Raw genomic sequence first — 18,947 nt, 5'->3', positions numbered from 1 at the left:
AACCGGCGTGTTATCGTTGCGACCCCTCCCTAACCCGTTGTTGCCCGCATGCCGTCGATCCCCCGTTTCCTGCGTCTGGCACTCCATACCCTGCTGATTCTTGCGGGTACCGCGCTGGCCGCCGGCTGGGCCGTGCACCGTGCCGGACAACAGGCCCTGGTGGACGATGCCACACGCGGGCATGCGCAACTGACGCTGTACGCCAATGCCCTGCACACCCTGATCGAACGCTACCGAGCCCTGCCTGCCGTACTGGCCCTGGACGCCGAGCTGCGCGAAGCCCTCGACGGTCCGATCAGCCCGCAGCGGCAAGACGCACTCAACCGCCAGTTGGAACGGATTAACGGCGCCGCAGGTTCCTCGACTCTGCAACTGCTCGATCGCAACGGCCTGTCGGTGGCCGCCAGCAACTGGCGCCTGCCCACCAGTTATGTCGGCCACTATTACGGCTTTCGCCCCTACTTCAATCAGACCCGTAGCGAAGGCAGCGGGCATTTCTACGCGGTCGGGGTGACCAGCGGGATTCCCGGCTATTTCCTCTCCAGCGCAGTGTTTAACGACAGCGGCGAATTTATCGGCGCCATGGTGGTGAAGCTGGAATTCCCCGAGATCGAGCGCGAGTGGAGCAAAGGCAACGACACCTTGCTGGTCAGCGATGCCCGCGACATCGTGTTTATCGCCAACCAGCCAGGCTGGCGTTATCGCCTGCTGCGACCGTTGTCGGACGGTGATCGCAGTGAAATCGGCCGTACCCGCCAATACGACAAGCAGGCCCTGAGCCCCATCGAACACCGGACCCTACGAGTCTTCGGCGACAACAGTTATCTGACCCGAGTCGATACCCCCAACGGCCCTGCCGAGCTGCTCTGGGAATCACTGCCACTGGACACCGAACACTGGACCCTGCACCTGTTGCGCCAACCGCAACTCGCTGTCGAGGAACGCCGTAACGCCGGCTTGGCCGGTGCCGGCCTATGGCTGGCCCTGGTGTTTCTCGGGCTGTTCCTCAACCAGCGCTGGCGCCTGGCTCGTTTGCGCCAACGCGGCCGCGAAGAGCTGGAGCGCCTGGTAGAAGAGCGCACCCGCGACCTGCGCACGGCCCAGGATGGCCTGGTGCAATCAGCTAAGCTGGCGGCGCTGGGGCAGATGTCCGCAGCCCTGGCCCATGAGATCAACCAACCATTGACCGCCCAGCGCATGCAATTGGCAACCTTGCGTCTGCTGCTGGATCACGGACGGATCGAGGCCGCCTATCAGGCCCTGGAACCCCTGGATCAACTGCTGGCCCGCATGGCAGCCTTGACCGGGCACCTGAAGACCTACGCCCGGCAAAGCCCCAGCGGCCTGCGCGAACCCTTGGACCTGGCGGGCGTGGTCGACCAGTCGCTGCAATTGCTCGATCCGCGCCTGCGCGAGGACAACGTCAGTACGCAGCTGCACCTGACCCGTCCGGCCTGGGTTCGCGGCGATGCGATTCGCCTGGAACAGGTGCTGATCAACCTGCTGCGCAACGCCCTCGACGCCATGCACGACAAACCCTTCAAGCGCCTGGCAATCCGTATCGAGGCCGACCAACTGTTATGGTTGCTGACCGTCAGCGACAGCGGCGGCGGGATTGCCGAGGAGCACCTGGCCAAGGTCTTCGACCCGTTCTTTACCACCAAGCCGGTAGGGGAAGGCCTGGGGCTGGGGCTCGCGGTATCTTATGCCATTGTCCATGAACTGGGCGGCCGCCTGAGCGTCGACAACCAAGCAGGCGGCGCCGTTTTCACCCTGGCCCTGCCGATCGCCCTGGAGGTACAAAACCCATGTTGAACGCGGTGATGGTGGTCGATGACGAAGCCAGCATTCGCAGTGCCGTGGAGCAATGGCTGAGCCTGTCGGGTTTTGCGGTCCAGGTCTTCAGCCGCGCCGAGGAGTGCCTGGCCCGGTTGCCGGCGGATTTCCCCGGCGTCATCATCAGCGACGTGCGCATGCCGGGCGTCGATGGCCTGGAACTGCTGGAGCGGGTGCGAATCCTCGATGCCGACCTGCCGGTGATCCTGTTGACCGGCCATGGCGATGTGAAGATGGCGGTCGAAGCCATGCGCGACGGTGCCTACGACTTCCTGGAAAAACCCTTTAGTCCCGAAGCGTTGCTTAGCAGCCTCGGACGGGCCCTGGAAAAGCGTCGGTTAGTCCTGGAAAACCGTCGCCTGCATGAACAGGCCGACAGCCGCTCGCGACTGGATGCCAGCCTGCTCGGGGTTTCTCGCAGCCTGCAAACCCTGCGGCGCCAAGTACTGGAGCTGGCGCCGTTGCCAGTCAATGTGCTGATCCGTGGCGAGACCGGCAGTGGCAAGGAACTGATTGCCCGCTGCTTGCATGATTTCGGCCCGCGCGCTGCCAAGCCTTTCGTAGCCCTCAACTGCGCGGCGATTCCCGAGCCGTTGTTCGAGACCGAGTTGTTCGGCCATGAAAGCGGGGCCTTTACCGGTGCTCAAGGCAGGCGTATCGGCAAGCTGGAATACGCCGACGGCGGTACGCTGTTTCTCGACGAGATCGAAAGCATGCCGCTGGCCCAGCAGGTGAAATTGCTACGGGTCCTGCAGGAGCAGAAGCTCGAACGCCTGGGCTCCAACCGGAGCATCCATGTCGACCTGCGCATCGTCGCCGCGACCAAGCCCGACCTGCTGGAGGAGGCCCGCGCCGGGCGCTTTCGCGAGGATCTGGCGTATCGATTGACGGTGGCCGAGTTGCGCCTGCCGCCGCTGCGCGAGCGGCGCGAGGACATTCCGTTGCTGTTCGAACACTTCGCCCGAGGCGCGGCCGAGCGCCTGGGACGCACAACGACGGCGCTGAGCGGGCCACAGTTGAGCCGGCTGCTGAGCCATGACTGGCCCGGCAACGTCCGGGAACTGGCCAATGCCGCCGAGCGCTCGGTGCTCGGCCTGGGTGAACCGGAACCGGAAGGCATCGACTCGGGCCAGTCCCTGGCCGCACAGCAAGAGGCCTTCGAAGCACAATGCCTGCGTTCGGCGCTGGCTCGCCACAAGGGCGATGTCAAGGCGGTGCTCGAAGAGCTGCAACTGCCACGCCGGACCTTCAATGAAAAGATGCAGCGCCACGGGCTGGCGCGGGAGATGTTTCTCAAGGGCGACTGACTGTCCCACCGACTCAACGACTTGCCGCGCCTGACGAAACGCCAGACGATCCCAGGCCAGCAAAATGACCGGGCAGAACCAGCAGAGCGCGAACCACACCGCCAGGCCCCACAGCAGCAATGGCTTGAGCGCCATGTTCGGCCAACCCATATAACTGCCGCCCAAGCTATACAACAGGCCACCGAGCAGCACCAACAGCGTGATGATCAGCAGATAGCCCAACCCCACGCGTATCAAAGATCCCTTGCCCACATCCTTAACTGTTGCCATGAGGCACCGCCACTCCAATTTCCAATCATGGCGCGACCATCATCGAAGTGGCCGCCAGGGTGCTGACCAACTGGCAACCACAGGCGCAACGATGGCCGTCCAGCGCCACCGGCTTGCCATCTATGGTTGATCCCGAGGCACCCTCGATAATGTGCGTCAGGCCATGTAGGTTGCAGCGCACCGGATCATCCACACAGGCCACCGGCTTACCGAAAGCTTCGTAGTGTCCCGCCAAAACCTCACCGCCAAAGGGCCGCAACGGATCACCGAGACGAACCAGGGGCATCATGGCAGCACCGCCTTGACCTGTTCGACCAAGGTGCCTTCCTTGCGTAACATGGCACTGGTCTGCTCGATGCGCTGTCTATAGTCGTCCAGCGCGATCTGGCGTTTCTGCTCGACCACCACCTGGCCGATATGGCCGGTGGGCTTAAGCAACTGCTCGGCGTCAGGCAGAAAGGGCACCACCTTGCCAGTGACCTTATCGATCACCTGATAGCCGATGGTCGCCGCGCCGATGCCCGCCGCCAGCCCGCCAATCCCTCCCAGCACTTTACCGCGCCTGATGCCATACGCCGTGGCCCCGGCAATCATCGCCACGCCCAATAGACGCCCGGCCACCACCACCGGCGACAGATCGCGGCTGTTTTCATTCCCGAAATAGATCATGCGGTAAAAGAAATAACCGGCCCACAACTCCCTCGACTTCAGTTTGTCGTGCATAAACCAGGCTCGCGAGTCGTGTATATGGTCGTCGAACAACGCCACCAGCAAGGCCATTTCGGCATCGGTACTGGGTGTCCCGTGGGCGTCGCGGAACAGTTGCTCACTGCGCCGCTTGCCCTCTGCTCTGAGGGTTTCGTGGTCTTTGCGCTCATCGTTCGCATTGAGCAGATAGGCCGTGTCGCGCAACACCACATCGAGTACCCCACCCTGCCAACTGGTCTGCTCGCGCTTTTGCCCGGTGTAATCGGATTTGAATTCAGCGGCGGCCTGGCTCAGTTGGGTCTGATCGATTTGTGCTTCATACACCGGCGGTCCGGGATGCTGAGGATTGGTCAGGCGCGCAGCCAGGACGGCGGCTCGTAAGTCCTCGTCATTCTTTTTCTCCTGACTGCTCCTCTCGGCGGTGAATTCAGTGGCCTCGATAAAGAACGGCTGGCGCTGGTAGCTGTCGTTATCGGTTTTGGCATCATTGGCATAGCGACCAATGCGCCAGCCGGTGATCCAGCCCAATTGATCGGCCATACCGTCTTCCACCGTGGTGCCCAGAAGCAGCGGGGTGTACTCACAAGCGGGATGATTGACGGGCTGGTCGGCGGTGATTACCGGTAGGGTTTTGCTTCGCCAGGCGTTGAAGCGTTCGACTACAAGCACATCGATATCGAAATCAGTGTTAGTTGCCTCAGACATGACACGCCATGACTTCTGAGAAAGCAGCGTCCGCGGTAACACTTCCTCGGGGACCTGCAACGGAGCGCCAGCAGCAAAGGCGGCGGCATACAGATCGTGCAGGACGATCTGCGACACCAGTTCATGGGTGCCGCCACGGGCCTTGCCTTGGTCATTTTTTGGGTAGCCACCACCAACATCGGAGTGAACACCGGGGTACAGCACTTCATAGCTGTTGTCCGGGTATCGACCGTCCTCGTTACGGATCGATTCCAAGGGGAAGCAGGAGCGTTGTTCAAAGGCGGCGACAAAGTGCGAGCAGCGCTTGATAAATTTCGGGAAGCGCTGCGCATCCGGCAGCAACTGGGTGTCGTCGGCCCAATCCATATGCCCGGAGAAAAAAGGCGCCACATGGGCAATGCCCACCGAGGCCACGGTATCCAGTATCCCGAGAAACTCGACGCTGATCGGCAAGCCAATCAGCGTTTGAGCGGGTAGCTCCGCCCCGACAGGGGTGTCGAACAATTGGCTCAACCACGTGACAAAGGTGCGAGCTTCGGCTGCTCCTCGGGAGAAGCCGTACACAAACAGCTTGACCCCCAGTACGCGAGGCTGGGCCCATTCCGTTCGAACCTGCAAGGGTGCTAACAGCCCGTTCATCGTCCGCCGCCGATTACCCTGGCCCATGGCACTCATCAGCGGTGCCCTCCAGGTGCTCATGGCTTCGACTTTCGCCTTGGCAACGCTGTCATCAATTTCGGTTTCATTGTTCAGAGCATAAGATAACGCGCTGGCTACCTGCACCAACGCCCAGTTGATCCGATCCTCACCTCCGGTAGCAAATTGCAGCCCGCCATCGCTGTAATCCAGCTCGCCAATTTCAGGAAATGGCGTGCCGACACCGGGCATATAATATGAAAAATACCCATCGTCTTGCGCGCCCTTACCACGTAACGAAGCATGAAACAGCTTGGCGATATTAGTGGGGTGACCGTCCTTGGTATCTTGCTTTTCGTTATTATTGGTGCCATCGAAGAACAAGCTAATATGCAGGCTATGGCAGCACTCAGAATACCGTCTTTGCCCTCTGGAGTTAGTCCCTCGGCGAAAAAGGTCTTCCTCGTAGGTTTGCTTGTCGTAGTTATCGGTTACCATTGATATATTGGTAGGTAAACGACCACTCTCCGGAAAATGCGGTGCCCCCCACGCTTTAGCTTTTGAATTACTGTTCACTTCCGACATACGGCTGGCTCCTTCATTTGTGAGGGTTCTTTAATCGGGTAGTGCTCTGAATTAAATGCCCAGCACGAACTCGTAACCTTGACTTGGTTACAAACCAAAAAGTGCACCTTCAAACCACATCGCTTCGTTCCTGGCCACTCTGGTATCTCCACGGTGGTACTGTGATGCTGGTAGTTAGCTTTATGTTTAGCTTGTGCGACTCGATACCCATCGGTCCCTAATCGGGGCCATTTTGAATAAGCATATGGCTCTGGGTCGACCTCCCACTCGATATGGGCTTTCAAGCCAGGGCGCCACTTGGCAGGCATGATGATGCAGCACGAACTCCCTCCCCCTCCGTCGGCCCGATAACCATTGACCGACATCCAGTTAATAGCATGCACGGTATGATTGACGGCTTGCAGATTCCCCCCGGCCATTTCGTTATCGGCTGAAGAACATCCGAACAATGCTAATCCCAATAAGGTAAGCAAGCCTTGCCGTATGATTTTTCTTATTATCATTTGCATCACTAGCCATTTCCTTGCTGATTGCTCTGATCGCGCAAACCATTCGAAGCATGAAACATGCCTGGCGACATTAATAGGTCAACTGTTCTTGGCATCATGCTTCTCGTTATCATTGGCATCGTAGAAAACAAGCTGATATGCAGGCTATGGCAGCATTCAAAATATCGCTTTTGACCTCTGGAGTCGGTCACTCGACAAAAAAGGTCTTCCTCGTAAGTTTGCTTTCGGTGGTTGGCGGCTACCATTGATGTATTGGTAGGTAAGCGGCCACTCTCCGGAAAATGCGGTGGCCCCCATGCTTTAGTTTTTGAATTATTGCTCACTTTGGACATACGGCTGGCTCCTTCATATCAAGAGGTTCTTTAATTGGATTATTCGGTGAACCATAACCCCAGCAGGAAGTTGTGACTTTGATCTGATTACACACAAAAAAATGAACTTTCAAACCACAAGATTCAGTACCTGGCCACTCTGGAATCTCCACGGTGGTGCTGTGGTGTTGATAGTTAGCTTTATGTTTAGCTTGTGCGGCTCGATAGCCATCGGTCCCTAATCGGGGCCATTTTGAATAAGCATATGGCTCTGGGTCGACCTCCCACTCGATATGGGCTTTCAAACCAGGGCGCCATTTGGTAGGCATGATGATGCAACAGACACTGCCACCACCACCGTGAGCCCGATAACCATTGACCGACATCCAGTTAATCCCTTGCACGGTATGATTGACGGCTTGCAGATTTCCCCCGGCCATTTCATTATCCGCAGAAGAACATCCCAACAACATTAACCCTAATAGGCACCACAATCCTTGTATCCGCGCCTTTCTCATTATTATTTTCATGATCTTCAACTCCCTTGATCACCAGCAACTCACACTCAAACAGAACCCTGCATCAAGGCCCAATTTTTTAGTGCTACTTCATCTGGCCTATCCTCAGCGAGAGCGTGTTCATCTCGAATATATCCGCTGTTTTTTTGTTCTTCTTTGAGTTTATTTTGATGGTCGCTATACAACATCACCGTATCGACCAGAAAATCTACCGGCATGCTGAGCAGAGTCGCAAATGGGCATACGATGATTAGATAGCAGTACGTGGGAATGGGGTCATAACCACCGGCGCCTTCCAATGTAAGAAGCCTCCAGTCATATTGAACACCGACATAGTAATGACCTGAACGGTGGTAGGTTTTCGATGATTCGCCCCGTTCAACTAATGTTCCGCAGCCGGCACTACTGATTGCAAGACCGCACAGCATGATCAAAGCCAATCGTTTCAGTACATCGACCTTTTGCTTGAGTAAATCTTCTACATTTCGAACACGCCGGCCATTTGATACCCCTTGTTTGCGGCTCATAATTTTTGCCTCACGTATTCGGTCAAATCATCCAAATGATTTTCCTGGTGGGCCTGTACGACAATTGAGTATAAGGCGGCGAAACGCAGTTCCCGGGTCGCCTCCAAATCATCGAATTTCCCGCCATTTAGCAGTTTCTGTGCATTACCGATACAACCAATCAGCTCGCCTTGCTGATCGCTCAAATTCAGAAAGGGCTTAACTTCGATTTCAGAGTGATATCCCAGGCAATTACCTTGCAACCACTGCGGCTGGCCGTCCCGATCCAGCCAGCCCCAATAGTTGACCGCTTGCAGGTATTCGGTGCGTTGGTTATCCGTCAGGATCGCGGACGTCAGCAAAGGAAAGATTCGTGGGTCGTAATACCGCAACAGGCCCGTCCGTGCGCCCCACTTTACTTGCGAGAGGGCTTGCAGAGCCTGGCTCAAGGTATCGAAGGACAATGGCGAGATCACCACCAGCAAGCGAGCCTCGGTGGCGCACTGGGTCAGCAGCTCTTCCAGCCAGGCTTTATGTTGCCAATGCGCCAGGTTCAGGCGCATTAATAGCGGAGCCTGATCCAGAAGGTTTTCCTCCGGTGTGCCGCTGAACAATGAAAACCACGGAACTTCCGGCCTCAGCATCTTCAGCGCCGGTACAGCGCAGTTGTTCCAATCGGCTTGGTCGAGCAGCACGTTAACCTGTTGCAGGCCGACGCTGGCACATGTCCGTTCGATGTGTTCTTGCCATTCTGTTGGCGTTGCCATCTGCATCTTCCCTTCAATCAACGTTCACGGCTCAAGGCTGAAAGTGGCGCTGCGGCCGAGCATTTTTTCGACGTCGATATCGCAGTCGGTGCAGGTGAACTCCACGCATTAGTTGAACGGTTGGCTCAGGCCCTCGGTGCCCTGAAAGGTGAGGACGTCGAGCAAGGCGTCAACCCCGTAAACGCTGAGTGTGTGCCGGCTATGGTCGAAGATCGGGCGCGGTGGGTTGAGCATGTTCAGGCCTCCGGGAGGACGAAGGCTTGAGGATCATATATAAGGTCTGTGATCATCAGGCGTGAGGAAGCGTTGAACATCCGTTGTTCCTTTAGTTACCCAGCTAGGACAGGCTTTGGCGTGCTGGCAGGACCGCCCATAAAGCACAACAACTAGCCTGACAAATATGAACTGAGAGGAACGCTAACAAAGCGGAAAAAGAATTACTGTAAGATCCATCCCCAAAATAGCTAGGAATGTTCAGCAACGATCTTTAGCCAGGCGATTAGAGACTGTCAGAAACTTTGTGTTTGGGCATGCCATGAGTAAGAGGTGCATGTATGCCAACCAAAAAGAAGCCGGCCCGTGAGGCCCCGCGAGACCTTCCAGCTATTCCCAAGGAGCTGATCGATCAGTTCGTCAACGGACCGATGAGCGCCGAAGCCATCCAGGATGCCTCAATGGCGTTCAAAAAGGCGCTGATTGAGCGAGCCCTTGGCGCAGAACTGGGCCATCACCTTGGCTATCCTCAGGGCGCGGAGCGCCCTGAGGGTTCGAGTAATCAGCGCAACGGCAAAAGTGGCAAAACAGTGCTTACCGACGATAATGGCCCACTTCGCCAGGACATTCCCAGAGACCGCGACGGCAGCTTCGCTCCGATCCTGATACCCAAACACGAGCGTCGTTTCACTGGCTTTGGCGGCAAGATCATTGCCATGTATGCCCGTAGCATGACCGTGCGCGAGATCCGCGCATTTCTCTCGGAGCAGTACGGAACAGACGTCTCCCATGACTTCATCAGCTCGGTCACCGATGCCGTATTGGAGGGGATCGATTTATCAGGCCGACCTGGTGAAATGAAGGCCTGCCTGACGACAGGCCGTTAACAGCCCGAACACAAAAAATCTGACACTCGCGTCCCTTGTGGCAATGCGGCGTCCCGACCAGCCCGTTCACTCCAAAATATCGGCAATTTTCCGCTTATCGATTGGTTGCCAACAAGCGGATTTCCGCCTATCAACTCCCATCAGTTCCCCTAGACCGGGCCTTCGTTCCCTGGCACGGCTCCTGCTATAGCCTTGTCAGGCTGCGCTCACGCATGCCATAAAAACAATGACTTGAAGGTTCCCTGATGGATAACTCCTCTACCTTGCCCCTAGGGTCGGCCACCGCGCCGGCACAAGAAAGAACGACCTCCAGCCGTTTGAAATCGATCTTCAGCGGTTCGGTCGGCAATATGGTCGAGTGGTATGACTGGTATGTCTACGCCGCTTTCTCGCTGTACTTCGCCAAGGTCTTCTTCCCCAAAGGCGACACCACGGCACAACTGCTCAACACCGCAGCCATCTTTGCCGTGGGCTTCCTGATGCGCCCGATCGGTGGTTGGCTGATGGGCCTGTATGCCGACCGCAAGGGGCGCAAGGCGGCACTAATGGCCTCGGTCTTGCTGATGTGCTTCGGTTCCCTGATCATCGCTCTGACACCCGGTTATGAAACCATCGGCGTCGGCGCACCGATCCTGCTGGTGGTTGCCCGCCTGATGCAGGGCCTATCGGTCGGTGGCGAATACGGCACTTCCGCCACCTATCTCAGCGAGATGGCGACCAAGGAACGTCGCGGCTTCTTCTCCAGCTTCCAGTATGTGACCCTGATCTCCGGCCAGCTCATCGCCCTGGCGGTACTAATCGTACTGCAACAGACCTTGACCACCGAACAGTTGCAGAGTTGGGGCTGGCGGATTCCATTCGGCATCGGTGCATTGTGTGCGGTGGTCGCGCTCTACCTGCGTCGCGGCATGGAAGAAACCGAGTCGTTCACCAAGCAGCGCAAAAAACCGAAAGAAAGCTTGATGCGCACGCTAATGCGCCATCCCAAGGAGCTAATGACCGTGGTCGGCCTGACCATGGGCGGCACCCTGGCCTTCTACACCTACACCACCTATATGCAGAAGTACCTGGTGAACACCGTCGGCATGAGCATCTCCGACTCCACCACCATCTCGGCGGCAACGCTGTTCCTGTTCATGTGCCTGCAACCGGTGGTCGGCGCGCTGTCGGACAAGGTTGGCCGACGGCCGATCCTGATTGCTTTCGGAATTCTCGGCACGCTCTGCACCGTGCCGATCCTCACCACCCTACATACCGTCCAGAGCTGGTGGGGTGCATTTTTCCTGATCATGGCCGCGCTGATCATCGTCAGCGGCTATACCTCGATCAACGCGGTGGTGAAGGCCGAGCTGTTCCCGACGGAAATCCGTGCCCTGGGTGTCGGCCTGCCCTATGCGCTGACGGTATCGATCTTTGGCGGCACCGCTGAATACATCGCACTGTGGTTCAAGAGTATCGGCCTGGAAACCGGCTACTACTGGTACGTGACCGCCTGCATCGCGGTTTCGCTGCTGGTGTACATCACCATGAAGGACACCCGCAAGCACTCACGGATCGAAACCGACTGACACGACTGAAAAGCCCCACTCCCCATCGTGGGAGCGGGCTTGCCCGCGAAAAAGCCCTCCTGCTTCGCGGGCGCTTCCATATCCTGCGCTTCTGCGCAAAAAGAAATTTGGGAATTAATAAGCGTTATTCCCAGCCTCAATTCTGCCCCCACGCCAAATCAACTGACGCATGCGCCCTTGGGCATCACGTGATCGTTATCCGTTGGCGGCACCAAATACATCTATTTATACGATTGTTTTAAGCATCATTTTGCGTTTTTCAATCAAATTAATCGGCGTAATATAGCTTCCATACCCACTGAACAAAACAACTACCCGATAGGAGCAGCTACCATGAAAACCAAATTGATCCTCGCCCTGACCTTTTCCGTACTGGCCGCCAACACCTTTGCCGCCGATGGTTACAGCCACACTCCAGGTGCCTATAGCGTTGCGGCTGATGGTTACGACCGGACCCACGGCGCCAATGCGGTTGCTGCTGACGGTTACGACCGGACCCACGGCGCGGTTGCCTTCGGCTAACGGGTCGCGCAGACCTCACAGCCCGGCTTCGGCCGGGCTTAGTCGTTTCTTGGGGGTAACAAAATGCAGCCCATGACGCCCGTGCCAGCAGAGCGGACGAAGGTCGCAGTCATCGAGCTATCGCATTTGCTCTCAAGGCCAAGCACACTGTTGGCCTCACCCAGCCTGCGGAACCCTCGAAACATGTCCGACGATATCCACTATTACGAACCCATCAACGGCCACGGCCTGCCTCACGATCCGTTCAATGCCATCGTCGGTCCGCGCCCCATCGGCTGGATTTCGTCGCAGGACACCGAAGGTCACCTTAACCTGGCGCCCTACAGCTTTTTCAACGCTTTCAACTACATCCCGCCGATCATCGGGTTCTCCAGCGTCGGTCGCAAAGACAGCCTGAACAATATCGAACAGACCGGTGAATTTGCCTGGAACCTCGCCACCCGCCCGCTGGCCGAAGCGATGAACCAGAGCTGCGCCGCTGTGCCGGCCACGGTCAATGAATTCGAACTGGCGGGCCTGACGCCCGTTGCCTCGAAGATCATTCGCGTGCCACGGGTGCTGGAAAGCCCTGTGTCCTTCGAATGCAAGGTCACCCAGATCATCCAGTTGCAGCGTGCCGACCAGACATTGGTGCCCAGTTGGCTGATTCTCGGCGAAGTGGTTGCCGTCTATATCGCCAGGCATCTGCTCAAGGACGGTATCTACGACACCGCCGCCGCCGAGCCGATTCTGCGTGGCGGCGGCCCGGCGGACTATTTCCAGTTGAGCCCGCAGGCTCTGTTCAAGATGTATCGCCCGCAAGTGACGAACTAGTGGCCCGTGTGGTTAGTTCTATGAGTCAATTTCGGCGCCCTAAATCCCTGGCCTACGTTGCTGTTCCTCGCCATAGCCCCGCTATGACTCGTCACAGCGCCTTGGCCATGGACTTATGGCATCCGAACTTGAGCTAACGAACTCACCGTACAGGCCACTAGGCACTGGGGAACGCCTACCAGGACAACTCGCCTTTGGCATCGACGTCGATCAGCCCCGCCAACGCTTGCTCGGCGGCCTGATCGGCGGCCAGCGCGGTCTTGAACGTCTGGTCTTGCAGAATTTTGTGGAAACGCGGGGCATCGAAACCGCCCAGGGCCTTTACCGCAATAGCTGCGCTGTAACCGGCCTCACCGCGAACCGCTGCGGAAACCGCTTCGAATTGTGCAAACTCTTTACGTGCCATGCCTATCTATTCCACCCCATTGATCGGCTCACATTCTAAACCTTCAACGGGTCAACTGGCGCAAGGAGTCGCTGGCCGTCGATAGGGAGGCCGTCCAGGTGCATTTGCACATTCATCACGACAACATCCCTTTCAGCCAAAGACCTTGGTCAATTTCAATCAACGTCGGTCCCGGACGCGCGGCGGCGGTCTGCAGCGCGATGCGCAGAGGCTCCACCGCGCTGACCGCCTCGGCCGCGCAGCCCAGGGCCTTGGCGACGCCGATAAAGTCGGGAGTATAGATATCCACGCCCACTGGGGTGATGGCACGGTTGACCATGTATTTCTTGATCTCTTCGTAGCCCTGGTTATTCCACAACAAGACGATCACCGGGGTGCCTGCTTCGACGGCACTGGCCAGTTCCGACAGGGTGAACTGCAAGCCGCCGTCACCGATCAAGCAAACCACGGCGCCGCGCTCATGACGCTTGGAGGCCCGTCCCAACCAGGCGCCGATGGCGGCGGGCAAGGCATAACCGAGGGTGCCGTAGCCGGTGGACGAGTTGAACCAGCGCCGTGGGTGCTCCGGATTCAGGGTCAGGTTGCCGGTATACACCGGTTGGGTCGAGTCGCCCACCAGCACCGCTTCCGGCAGCACCTCGAGAACGGTGTTGAGGAACTGCGTCTGGGCACGTGTCGGCGCATCCCAGAGAGCGTCCAGTTCAGCGCGCAAGGCAGCGGCGCGTCGCAGCCCCCAATCGTCTTGGCGTTCAGCCAGGACCTGGCCTTCGACAGCCGCAAGCAGCGCCTCGGCCGCCGTTCGCGAGTCGGACACCAACGCGACCTTGGGCGGATAGTTGCGGACGGTCTGGTCCGGGTCGATATCGACACGCAGCAGGATGCCGGGAATCTCGAAGCCGCCGGCAAAGGTGATGTCGTAATCGGTTTCCGCCAACTCGGTACCGATAGCCAGGACCACATCGGCATCCGCCACCAGGGCACGGGTGGCAAGCATGGATTGAGTCGAACCGATCAACAGCGGATGGCGCGACGGCAACATGCCCTTGGCATTGATGGTCAAGGCCACCGGGGCCTCCAATCGTTCCGCCAGCCGGGTCAAGGCGGCTGCCGCATCGATGGCGCCGCCACCGGCGAGGATCAACGGATGCCGGGCCCTGGCTAGTAGTTCGGCCATTTGCGCGACCGCTGCCGGGGCCGCCCCGGCGCGGCTAATCTGCACCGGCTGGCTATCGAGCAAGGCATCGGCGTTCTCCACCAGCACATCGAGGGGAATCTCGATGTGTACCGGACGCGGGCGCCCGGCCTGGAACAACGCGAAGGCGCGGGCCAACACCGCCGGCAATTCGGCTGCCGACATCAGTGTGTGGGAGAACGCCGTGACACCCGCTACCAGCGTGCCCTGGTTCGGCAACTCATGCAGCTTACCGCGCCCGCCGCCCAGTTGATTGCGCGACTGGACGCTGGAAATCACCAGCATCGGGATCGAATCGGCATAGGCCTGGCCCATCGCCGTGGTGATATTGGTCATGCCGGGGCCGGTGATGATAAAGCACACCCCCGGCTTGCCGCTGGTGCGGGCATAACCGTCAGCCATAAAGCCTGCGCCCTGCTCATGGCGCGGCGTGACGTGCTCGATGCTCGACGACGCCAGGCCACGATACAATTCCACGGTATGCACGCCGGGAATGCCGAACACCTGCTCGACCCCATAGCCTTCCAGTAACTTGACCAATACTTCGCCGCACGTCGCCATCAGATTCGCCCTTCTTGTTCGTATAAGCCATGCTGCCGATAAGCGTGGCGCCAGGGTTATTGGAGCGTTTGACCGATGGCCGGCACAAGGCAAAAATAGTCATACTAGGCATGTCCTGCCGTCATGCCTGAGCTGCCTTACTATGAAACGTCCGCCACCGCTGCCCGCGCTGCACACCTTCCTGGTCACCGCCCGGTGCTGCAATTTCACCCGCGCAGCCGAGCTGCTGCACATCACCCAGGGAGCGGTGAGCCGGCAGATCGCCGGGCTGGAAAGTCATCTGGGCTATGCGCTGTTCCAGCGCCAGGCACGTGGCCTGAGCCTGACCGCTCAGGGTCGTGAGCTGTTCCCACGAATCCAGCAGGCGTTCAATCTGATCGACGAGGCGCTGGACCAGGTCGGCGCCCGCCGCGAAGCCCTGCAACTCAAGGCACCGACCTGCATGATGCGCTGGCTGCTGCCACGCCTGTTGCAATGGCAGAAGGAGCGCCCGGACGTGCCTGTAGAGCTGACCACCACGGTGCAGCACGCCGTGGATTTCCGCCGGGAAGCATTTGACGCCGCCGTGGTCTATGGCGCGCCGCCAGGCCCTTCGGTGGCCTCCCATCATCTGTTCGATGAGCAATTGACGCCGGTTTGTTCACCACAACTGATGAATGGCCAGATCCCCTTGAACAGCTTCGCCGATCTTGAGCAACACATGCTCCTGCATCCCACGCGTGACCAGCGGGACTGGGAAGCCTGGCTCAAGGTAGCGGGTGCGCGGGTCAGCAATATCGGCAAGGGACAGCATTTCGACACCCTGGACCTGGCGATGAGCGTGGCGTCCCAAGGCACCGGCGTGGCGATTGGCGATTGGGCGTTGATTGGCGAGGACCTGAGTGCCGGGCGGCTGGTTATGCCGTTCGACTTGCGCGTGCGCACCGGGCAGGCGTACTACCTGGTCTATCCGGAGCGGGCCAGGACGGCACCGCCGTTACGAGAATTGATGGAGTGGCTGGTGGCGCAGGCGGCGGAGCGGGCCGCCCCCGAGCACCCGGCATAGCCCGCCGGAATCGGCTCAGCGACGCTTACGGGTCATGTTCAATGATTGGCGGTAAACGCCAGCATCATCGAAAGCTGGCACATCGGTCGCCCGCTCTCGGCATGCCACTGGTTGAAGGCGTCCTGGACGATTGCCAGGTCACGCAAGCTAGTCGGCACCTTGTCGACGATCTTCTGCGCATTGAGCGCTGCCACCACGTCATAGCTCGGTATAAAGGTGTCCTTGCCCACCATCCGCAGCAAACGCGGAGCCGACAGCCCACCCAGTTGCTGTCCGTGCTTGGCCAGGTATTTCCACAGCCCGGTGATCTCGGTCACCGGCCAATCGGCGATCAGGTTGCCGAAGCTACCCTTCTCCTTGGCCACGTCCAGCACCATCTGCGCATTGCGCGGCACACTCTTGAGCTTGCCCAGGTGACGGATGATTCGTGCATCCTGCATCAGTCGCTCCAGGTGTTCGGCGCCCATCAGCACCACTTTCTCAGGATCGAAACCGAAGAACACTTGCTCGAAGACCGGCCACTTGGCATCCACCACACTGTGCTTGAGACCGGCACGGAATACCCGCAAGGCAATCATCGACAGGTAGCGATCATCACTGAACCGGCGCAGTTGCGTCGCCGTCTGCGGCTCGGGCAGCTCGGCCGCCAATGCCGCCGCCGAACCGAAGCGGTTCAGACAGTATTCGTGCAGCCATTTGTAGTCGCGCATGCCGGTTCCTTCAGAGATTCACGACATTGACGAAGCGCGAGGCTGCCGTTTCGTCGATACGCAGGTGGGTGAAATCGAACAGGTTGCGGTCGGCCAGTTGCGAAGGGATGACGTTCTGCAAACCACGGAAAATGCTCTCGGTGCGGCCTGGTGTCTTGCGCTCCCACTCCTGCAACATCTCCTTGACCACCTGACGTTGCAGGTTTTCCTGGGAACCACAGAGGTTGCACGGAATGATTGGGAACTGTTTAAAGTCCGAGTAGGCCTGGATGTCCTTTTCGCTGCAATACGCCAGCGGCCGAATTACCACGTTGCGTCCATCATCGGACCGCAGCTTGGGCGGCATGGCCTTGAGGGTGCCGTTGTAGAACATGTTGAGGAAGAAGGTCTCGACGATATCGTCGCGGTGATGCCCCAGGGCCATCTTCGTCGCACCGATCTCGTCGGCGAAGGTGTACAAGGTGCCACGACGCAGGCGCGAGCACAGCGAGCAGGTGGTCTTGCCTTCGGGCACCAGCTCCTTGACCACCGAGTAGGTGTCTTTCTCGACGATATGGTATTCCACGCCCAGCGCTTTCAGGTAGGCGGGCAGTACGTGCTCGGGAAAGCCGGGCTGCTTCTGGTCCATGTTGACGGCAACGATGTCGAACTTGATCGGCGCCACTTTCTGCAGGTGCATCAGAACGTCGAGCATGGTGTAGCTGTCCTTGCCGCCCGACAGGCAGACCATGACCTTGTCGCCCTCCTCGATCATGTTGAAATCGGCGACCGCCTCCCCCGCCTGCCGGCGAAGGCGTTTCTGCAGTTTGTTCTGATTGACCGAAAGAGTGCCCATAGCCCTTGAAATCCGCGAGGTGTGTCGAAAAGGCGGCTATTTTACGCACAAACCCGCGTTGGGCGAAGACTCCGTGTTGTGGGAGTGGAGCTTGTCCGCCGAAATCCAATGCAAATGCTACAACGCGATTACAACCGCGCCCGACAGTGCGATTTGCTCTAAAGCCCCGGATTTATTGAGTCCAGCCCTCTCTATACTGCGACATAAGGTCGCGCAGATATCCAGACCTCTGATTACTTTGGCCGATTGGCCGGTAGGTGCTCCGCTGGGGGGCGACGGTAATAACAAAAGGAGTGACTGACATGATCCATCACGTTTTCGGACTGTTCACCCACCCTGATCAGGAATGGCGGGAAATCCGTGGCGACGCCGAGGAAAGCATCGGCCACATGTACCTCACCCACACCTTGATCCTTGCCGCGATCCCCGCGGTTTCCGCCTTTATCGGCACCACACAGGTCGGCTGGGTCATCGGCAACCGGGCTCCGGTCATGCTGACCCAGGAAAGCGCGATCTGGATGACCCTCATGTCCTATATCGCCATGCTCGGCGGCGTGGCGGTGATGGGCGCCTTCATTCACTGGATGGCCCGCACCTACGATGCCAACCCCAGCCTGGCACGCTGCGTGGCATTCGCCACCTACACCGCCACACCCCTGTTCATTGGCGGCCTGGCGGCGCTGTACCCACATATGTGGCTGGGCATGATCGTCGGCACCGCCGCCATCTGCTACACCGTCTACCTGCTCTATGTCGGTTTGCCGACTTTCATGAACATACCTTCGGATGAAGGCTTCCTGTTTTCCAGTTCGATACTGGCCGTTGGGCTGGTCGTACTGGTGGCAATCATGGCCTTTACCGTGATTGTCTGGGGCTTGGGAGTGGGTCCGGTCTACACCAACTGAATAACCAGAAACCTGCCGACACAGGCCGCCGCAAGGCGGCCTCTTTAATTCCACCCTGACCATTTGGCGCCTGACGGATTCGGAATCGCCAGGGTTTGCGGCATACTCACGCTCTCTGGAGAGACGTACAGCATGCCCGAGCACCTCAACACCCGTGTCGAAGACTGTTTCCAACAAGCCGAATTCTTTTTTAAACGACCGTTCAAACGCCCGGTCATCAGCCTCAAGCTGCGCGGCCAGAAAGCCGGTGTTGCGCACTTGCGGGAAAACCTGCTGCGCTTCAATCCGCAGCTGTACCGGGAGAACAACGAAGACTTTCTGCGCCAGACCGTACCTCACGAAGTCGCGCACCTGATCGCCTACCAACTGTTCGGTGAACGTATCCAGCCCCACGGCGAGGAGTGGCAACTGATCATGCGGGGGGTTTACGAATTACCGCCCAACCGCTGCCATACCTATGAGGTCCAGCGGCGCAATGTGACACGCTATATCTACCGCTGCCCTTGTGCCGACAGCGACTTCCCGTTTTCGGCTCAGCGGCATCGACTGGTGAACCAGGGCCGGCGCTATCTGTGCCGGCGTTGCCGGCATACGCTGGTGTTCAGCGGTGAGATGCGGGTGGAGTAGGTTCG

General features: G+C 58.6%; 20 protein-coding genes and 1 pseudogene. 9 read left to right on the top strand and 12 right to left on the bottom strand.

Going from position 1 to position 18,947, the window contains the following annotated elements; translation table 11 throughout:
- Positions 1–48 precede the first annotated feature (48 nt).
- Both AWM79_RS11760 and AWM79_RS11755 read left to right on the top strand, forming a co-directional pair.
- Entirely contained in the window at positions 49–1,815 is a 1,767-nt protein-coding gene (locus AWM79_RS11760) for an ATP-binding protein (RefSeq protein ID WP_060782877.1), read from the top strand.
- A complete protein-coding gene (locus AWM79_RS11755; RefSeq protein WP_060782876.1) occupies positions 1,809–3,143 on the top strand; it encodes a sigma-54-dependent transcriptional regulator in 1,335 nt (444 codons plus the stop codon). Before AWM79_RS11760 ends, AWM79_RS11755 begins: the two co-directional genes overlap by 7 nt.
- A 295-nt stretch (positions 3,144–3,438) precedes the next feature.
- Here the strand turns inward: AWM79_RS11755 and AWM79_RS11750 are convergent, their stop codons facing one another.
- The 8 genes from AWM79_RS11750 to AWM79_RS25905 all read right to left on the bottom strand — a co-directional run bounded on the left by AWM79_RS11750 (position 3,439) and on the right by AWM79_RS25905 (position 8,892).
- Positions 3,439–3,702, bottom strand: a complete 264-nt coding sequence (locus tag AWM79_RS11750) for a PAAR domain-containing protein (RefSeq protein ID WP_060782875.1) — start codon at positions 3,700–3,702, stop codon at positions 3,439–3,441.
- Complete coding sequence (locus AWM79_RS11745) at positions 3,699–6,047, bottom strand: T6SS phospholipase effector Tle1-like catalytic domain-containing protein (RefSeq protein WP_060782874.1); 2,349 nt, start codon at positions 6,045–6,047, stop codon at positions 3,699–3,701. The genes AWM79_RS11750 and AWM79_RS11745 overlap by 4 nt, the downstream gene beginning before the upstream one ends.
- Entirely contained in the window at positions 6,035–6,556 is a 522-nt protein-coding gene (gene tli1a, locus AWM79_RS24335; protein ID WP_074861873.1) for a Tli1a family immunity protein, read from the bottom strand. The genes AWM79_RS11745 and tli1a (AWM79_RS24335) overlap by 13 nt, the downstream gene beginning before the upstream one ends.
- Before the next feature lie 2 nt (positions 6,557–6,558).
- On the bottom strand, positions 6,559–6,888 hold the full coding sequence (locus AWM79_RS24330) for a hypothetical protein (protein ID WP_082712607.1): 330 nt from the start codon (positions 6,886–6,888) through the stop codon (positions 6,559–6,561).
- On the bottom strand, positions 6,876–7,397 hold the full coding sequence (gene tli1a / locus AWM79_RS24325; protein WP_082712606.1) for a Tli1a family immunity protein: 522 nt from the start codon (positions 7,395–7,397) through the stop codon (positions 6,876–6,878). The genes AWM79_RS24330 and tli1a (AWM79_RS24325) overlap by 13 nt, the downstream gene beginning before the upstream one ends.
- Positions 7,398–7,432: 35 nt before the next feature.
- Positions 7,433–7,912, bottom strand: coding sequence for a YceK/YidQ family lipoprotein (locus tag AWM79_RS11740; RefSeq protein WP_060782873.1), 480 nt, complete (start codon positions 7,910–7,912; stop codon positions 7,433–7,435).
- Positions 7,909–8,664 (bottom strand): toxin Tle1 chaperone Tla1, encoded by a 756-nt coding sequence (gene tla1, locus AWM79_RS11735; RefSeq protein ID WP_060782872.1) that lies wholly within the window; start codon positions 8,662–8,664, stop codon positions 7,909–7,911. The genes AWM79_RS11740 and tla1 overlap by 4 nt, the downstream gene beginning before the upstream one ends.
- A 102-nt stretch (positions 8,665–8,766) precedes the next feature.
- On the bottom strand, positions 8,767–8,892 hold the full coding sequence (locus AWM79_RS25905) for a hypothetical protein (protein ID WP_279615813.1): 126 nt from the start codon (positions 8,890–8,892) through the stop codon (positions 8,767–8,769).
- A gap of 320 nt (positions 8,893–9,212) precedes the next feature.
- Here AWM79_RS25905 and AWM79_RS11730 point away from each other — a divergent pair.
- The 4 genes and pseudogenes from AWM79_RS11730 to AWM79_RS11715 all read left to right on the top strand — a co-directional run.
- A pseudogene (locus tag AWM79_RS11730) lies at positions 9,213–9,704 on the top strand (transposase); the annotation flags it as partial.
- A 299-nt stretch (positions 9,705–10,003) separates the two neighbouring features.
- Positions 10,004–11,326, top strand: coding sequence for an MFS transporter (locus AWM79_RS11725; RefSeq protein WP_026013061.1), 1,323 nt, complete (start codon positions 10,004–10,006; stop codon positions 11,324–11,326).
- A gap of 333 nt (positions 11,327–11,659) precedes the next feature.
- Positions 11,660–11,848, top strand: a complete 189-nt coding sequence (locus AWM79_RS11720; protein ID WP_060782871.1) for a hypothetical protein — start codon at positions 11,660–11,662, stop codon at positions 11,846–11,848.
- Positions 11,849–12,031: 183 nt separating this feature from the next.
- A complete protein-coding gene (locus AWM79_RS11715) occupies positions 12,032–12,661 on the top strand; it encodes a flavin reductase family protein (protein ID WP_017130914.1) in 630 nt (209 codons plus the stop codon).
- A gap of 175 nt (positions 12,662–12,836) precedes the next feature.
- Here AWM79_RS11715 and AWM79_RS11710 read toward each other — a convergent pair whose 3' ends face one another.
- Positions 12,837–13,067, bottom strand: coding sequence for a hypothetical protein (locus tag AWM79_RS11710; protein ID WP_017130915.1), 231 nt, complete (start codon positions 13,065–13,067; stop codon positions 12,837–12,839).
- A gap of 115 nt (positions 13,068–13,182) precedes the next feature.
- Complete coding sequence (locus AWM79_RS11705; protein WP_017130916.1) at positions 13,183–14,820, bottom strand: 5-guanidino-2-oxopentanoate decarboxylase; 1,638 nt, start codon at positions 14,818–14,820, stop codon at positions 13,183–13,185.
- A gap of 142 nt (positions 14,821–14,962) precedes the next feature.
- Here AWM79_RS11705 and AWM79_RS11700 point away from each other — a divergent pair, with 142 nt between their 5' ends.
- A complete protein-coding gene (locus tag AWM79_RS11700; RefSeq protein WP_060782870.1) occupies positions 14,963–15,865 on the top strand; it encodes a LysR substrate-binding domain-containing protein in 903 nt (300 codons plus the stop codon).
- Positions 15,866–15,903: 38 nt separating this feature from the next.
- Here AWM79_RS11700 and AWM79_RS11695 read toward each other — a convergent pair whose 3' ends face one another.
- Both AWM79_RS11695 and ttcA read right to left on the bottom strand, forming a co-directional pair.
- Entirely contained in the window at positions 15,904–16,575 is a 672-nt protein-coding gene (locus tag AWM79_RS11695) for a DNA-3-methyladenine glycosylase I (RefSeq protein ID WP_017130918.1), read from the bottom strand.
- A 10-nt stretch (positions 16,576–16,585) separates the two neighbouring features.
- A complete protein-coding gene (gene ttcA, locus AWM79_RS11690) occupies positions 16,586–17,410 on the bottom strand; it encodes a tRNA 2-thiocytidine(32) synthetase TtcA (RefSeq protein ID WP_017130919.1) in 825 nt (274 codons plus the stop codon).
- A 302-nt stretch (positions 17,411–17,712) separates the two neighbouring features.
- Between ttcA and AWM79_RS11685 the strand changes: the two genes are divergently transcribed.
- Both AWM79_RS11685 and AWM79_RS11680 read left to right on the top strand, forming a co-directional pair.
- Positions 17,713–18,315, top strand: a complete 603-nt coding sequence (locus AWM79_RS11685) for a Yip1 family protein (RefSeq protein WP_017130920.1) — start codon at positions 17,713–17,715, stop codon at positions 18,313–18,315.
- A gap of 132 nt (positions 18,316–18,447) precedes the next feature.
- Positions 18,448–18,942: a SprT family zinc-dependent metalloprotease gene (locus AWM79_RS11680; RefSeq protein WP_017130921.1), complete on the top strand. Its 495-nt coding sequence runs from the start codon at positions 18,448–18,450 to the stop codon at positions 18,940–18,942.
- The last annotated feature ends 5 nt before the right edge of the window (positions 18,943–18,947 follow it).

It is taken from the genome of Pseudomonas agarici (assembly GCF_001543125.1).
Classification (GTDB): Bacteria; Pseudomonadota; Gammaproteobacteria; order Pseudomonadales; family Pseudomonadaceae; genus Aquipseudomonas; species Aquipseudomonas agarici.
Note: the sequence above shows the minus strand (reverse complement) of the source record. Positions and strands in the feature narration are given on the sequence as shown.

Bases quoted from the DNA above. Each gene is read 5' to 3' on its own strand.
- AWM79_RS11760 (WP_060782877.1), top strand. From the start codon at position 49: ATGCCGTCGATCCCCCGTTTCCTGCGTCTGGCACTCCATACCCTGCTG.
- AWM79_RS11755 (WP_060782876.1), top strand. From the start codon at position 1,809: ATGTTGAACGCGGTGATGGTGGTCGATGACGAAGCCAGCATTCGCAGT.
- AWM79_RS11750 (WP_060782875.1), bottom strand. From the start codon at position 3,702: ATGATGCCCCTGGTTCGTCTCGGTGATCCGTTGCGGCCCTTTGGCGGT.
- AWM79_RS11745 (WP_060782874.1), bottom strand. From the start codon at position 6,047: ATGTCGGAAGTGAACAGTAATTCAAAAGCTAAAGCGTGGGGGGCACCG.
- tli1a (WP_074861873.1), bottom strand. From the start codon at position 6,556: ATGCAAATGATAATAAGAAAAATCATACGGCAAGGCTTGCTTACCTTA.
- AWM79_RS24330 (WP_082712607.1), bottom strand. From the start codon at position 6,888: ATGTCCAAAGTGAGCAATAATTCAAAAACTAAAGCATGGGGGCCACCG.
- tli1a (WP_082712606.1), bottom strand. From the start codon at position 7,397: ATGAAAATAATAATGAGAAAGGCGCGGATACAAGGATTGTGGTGCCTA.
- AWM79_RS11740 (WP_060782873.1), bottom strand. From the start codon at position 7,912: ATGAGCCGCAAACAAGGGGTATCAAATGGCCGGCGTGTTCGAAATGTA.
- tla1 (WP_060782872.1), bottom strand. From the start codon at position 8,664: ATGCAGATGGCAACGCCAACAGAATGGCAAGAACACATCGAACGGACA.
- AWM79_RS25905 (WP_279615813.1), bottom strand. From the start codon at position 8,892: ATGCTCAACCCACCGCGCCCGATCTTCGACCATAGCCGGCACACACTC.
- AWM79_RS11725 (WP_026013061.1), top strand. From the start codon at position 10,004: ATGGATAACTCCTCTACCTTGCCCCTAGGGTCGGCCACCGCGCCGGCA.
- AWM79_RS11720 (WP_060782871.1), top strand. From the start codon at position 11,660: ATGAAAACCAAATTGATCCTCGCCCTGACCTTTTCCGTACTGGCCGCC.
- AWM79_RS11715 (WP_017130914.1), top strand. From the start codon at position 12,032: ATGTCCGACGATATCCACTATTACGAACCCATCAACGGCCACGGCCTG.
- AWM79_RS11710 (WP_017130915.1), bottom strand. From the start codon at position 13,067: ATGGCACGTAAAGAGTTTGCACAATTCGAAGCGGTTTCCGCAGCGGTT.
- AWM79_RS11705 (WP_017130916.1), bottom strand. From the start codon at position 14,820: ATGGCGACGTGCGGCGAAGTATTGGTCAAGTTACTGGAAGGCTATGGG.
- AWM79_RS11700 (WP_060782870.1), top strand. From the start codon at position 14,963: ATGAAACGTCCGCCACCGCTGCCCGCGCTGCACACCTTCCTGGTCACC.
- AWM79_RS11695 (WP_017130918.1), bottom strand. From the start codon at position 16,575: ATGCGCGACTACAAATGGCTGCACGAATACTGTCTGAACCGCTTCGGT.
- ttcA (WP_017130919.1), bottom strand. From the start codon at position 17,410: ATGGGCACTCTTTCGGTCAATCAGAACAAACTGCAGAAACGCCTTCGC.
- AWM79_RS11685 (WP_017130920.1), top strand. From the start codon at position 17,713: ATGATCCATCACGTTTTCGGACTGTTCACCCACCCTGATCAGGAATGG.
- AWM79_RS11680 (WP_017130921.1), top strand. From the start codon at position 18,448: ATGCCCGAGCACCTCAACACCCGTGTCGAAGACTGTTTCCAACAAGCC.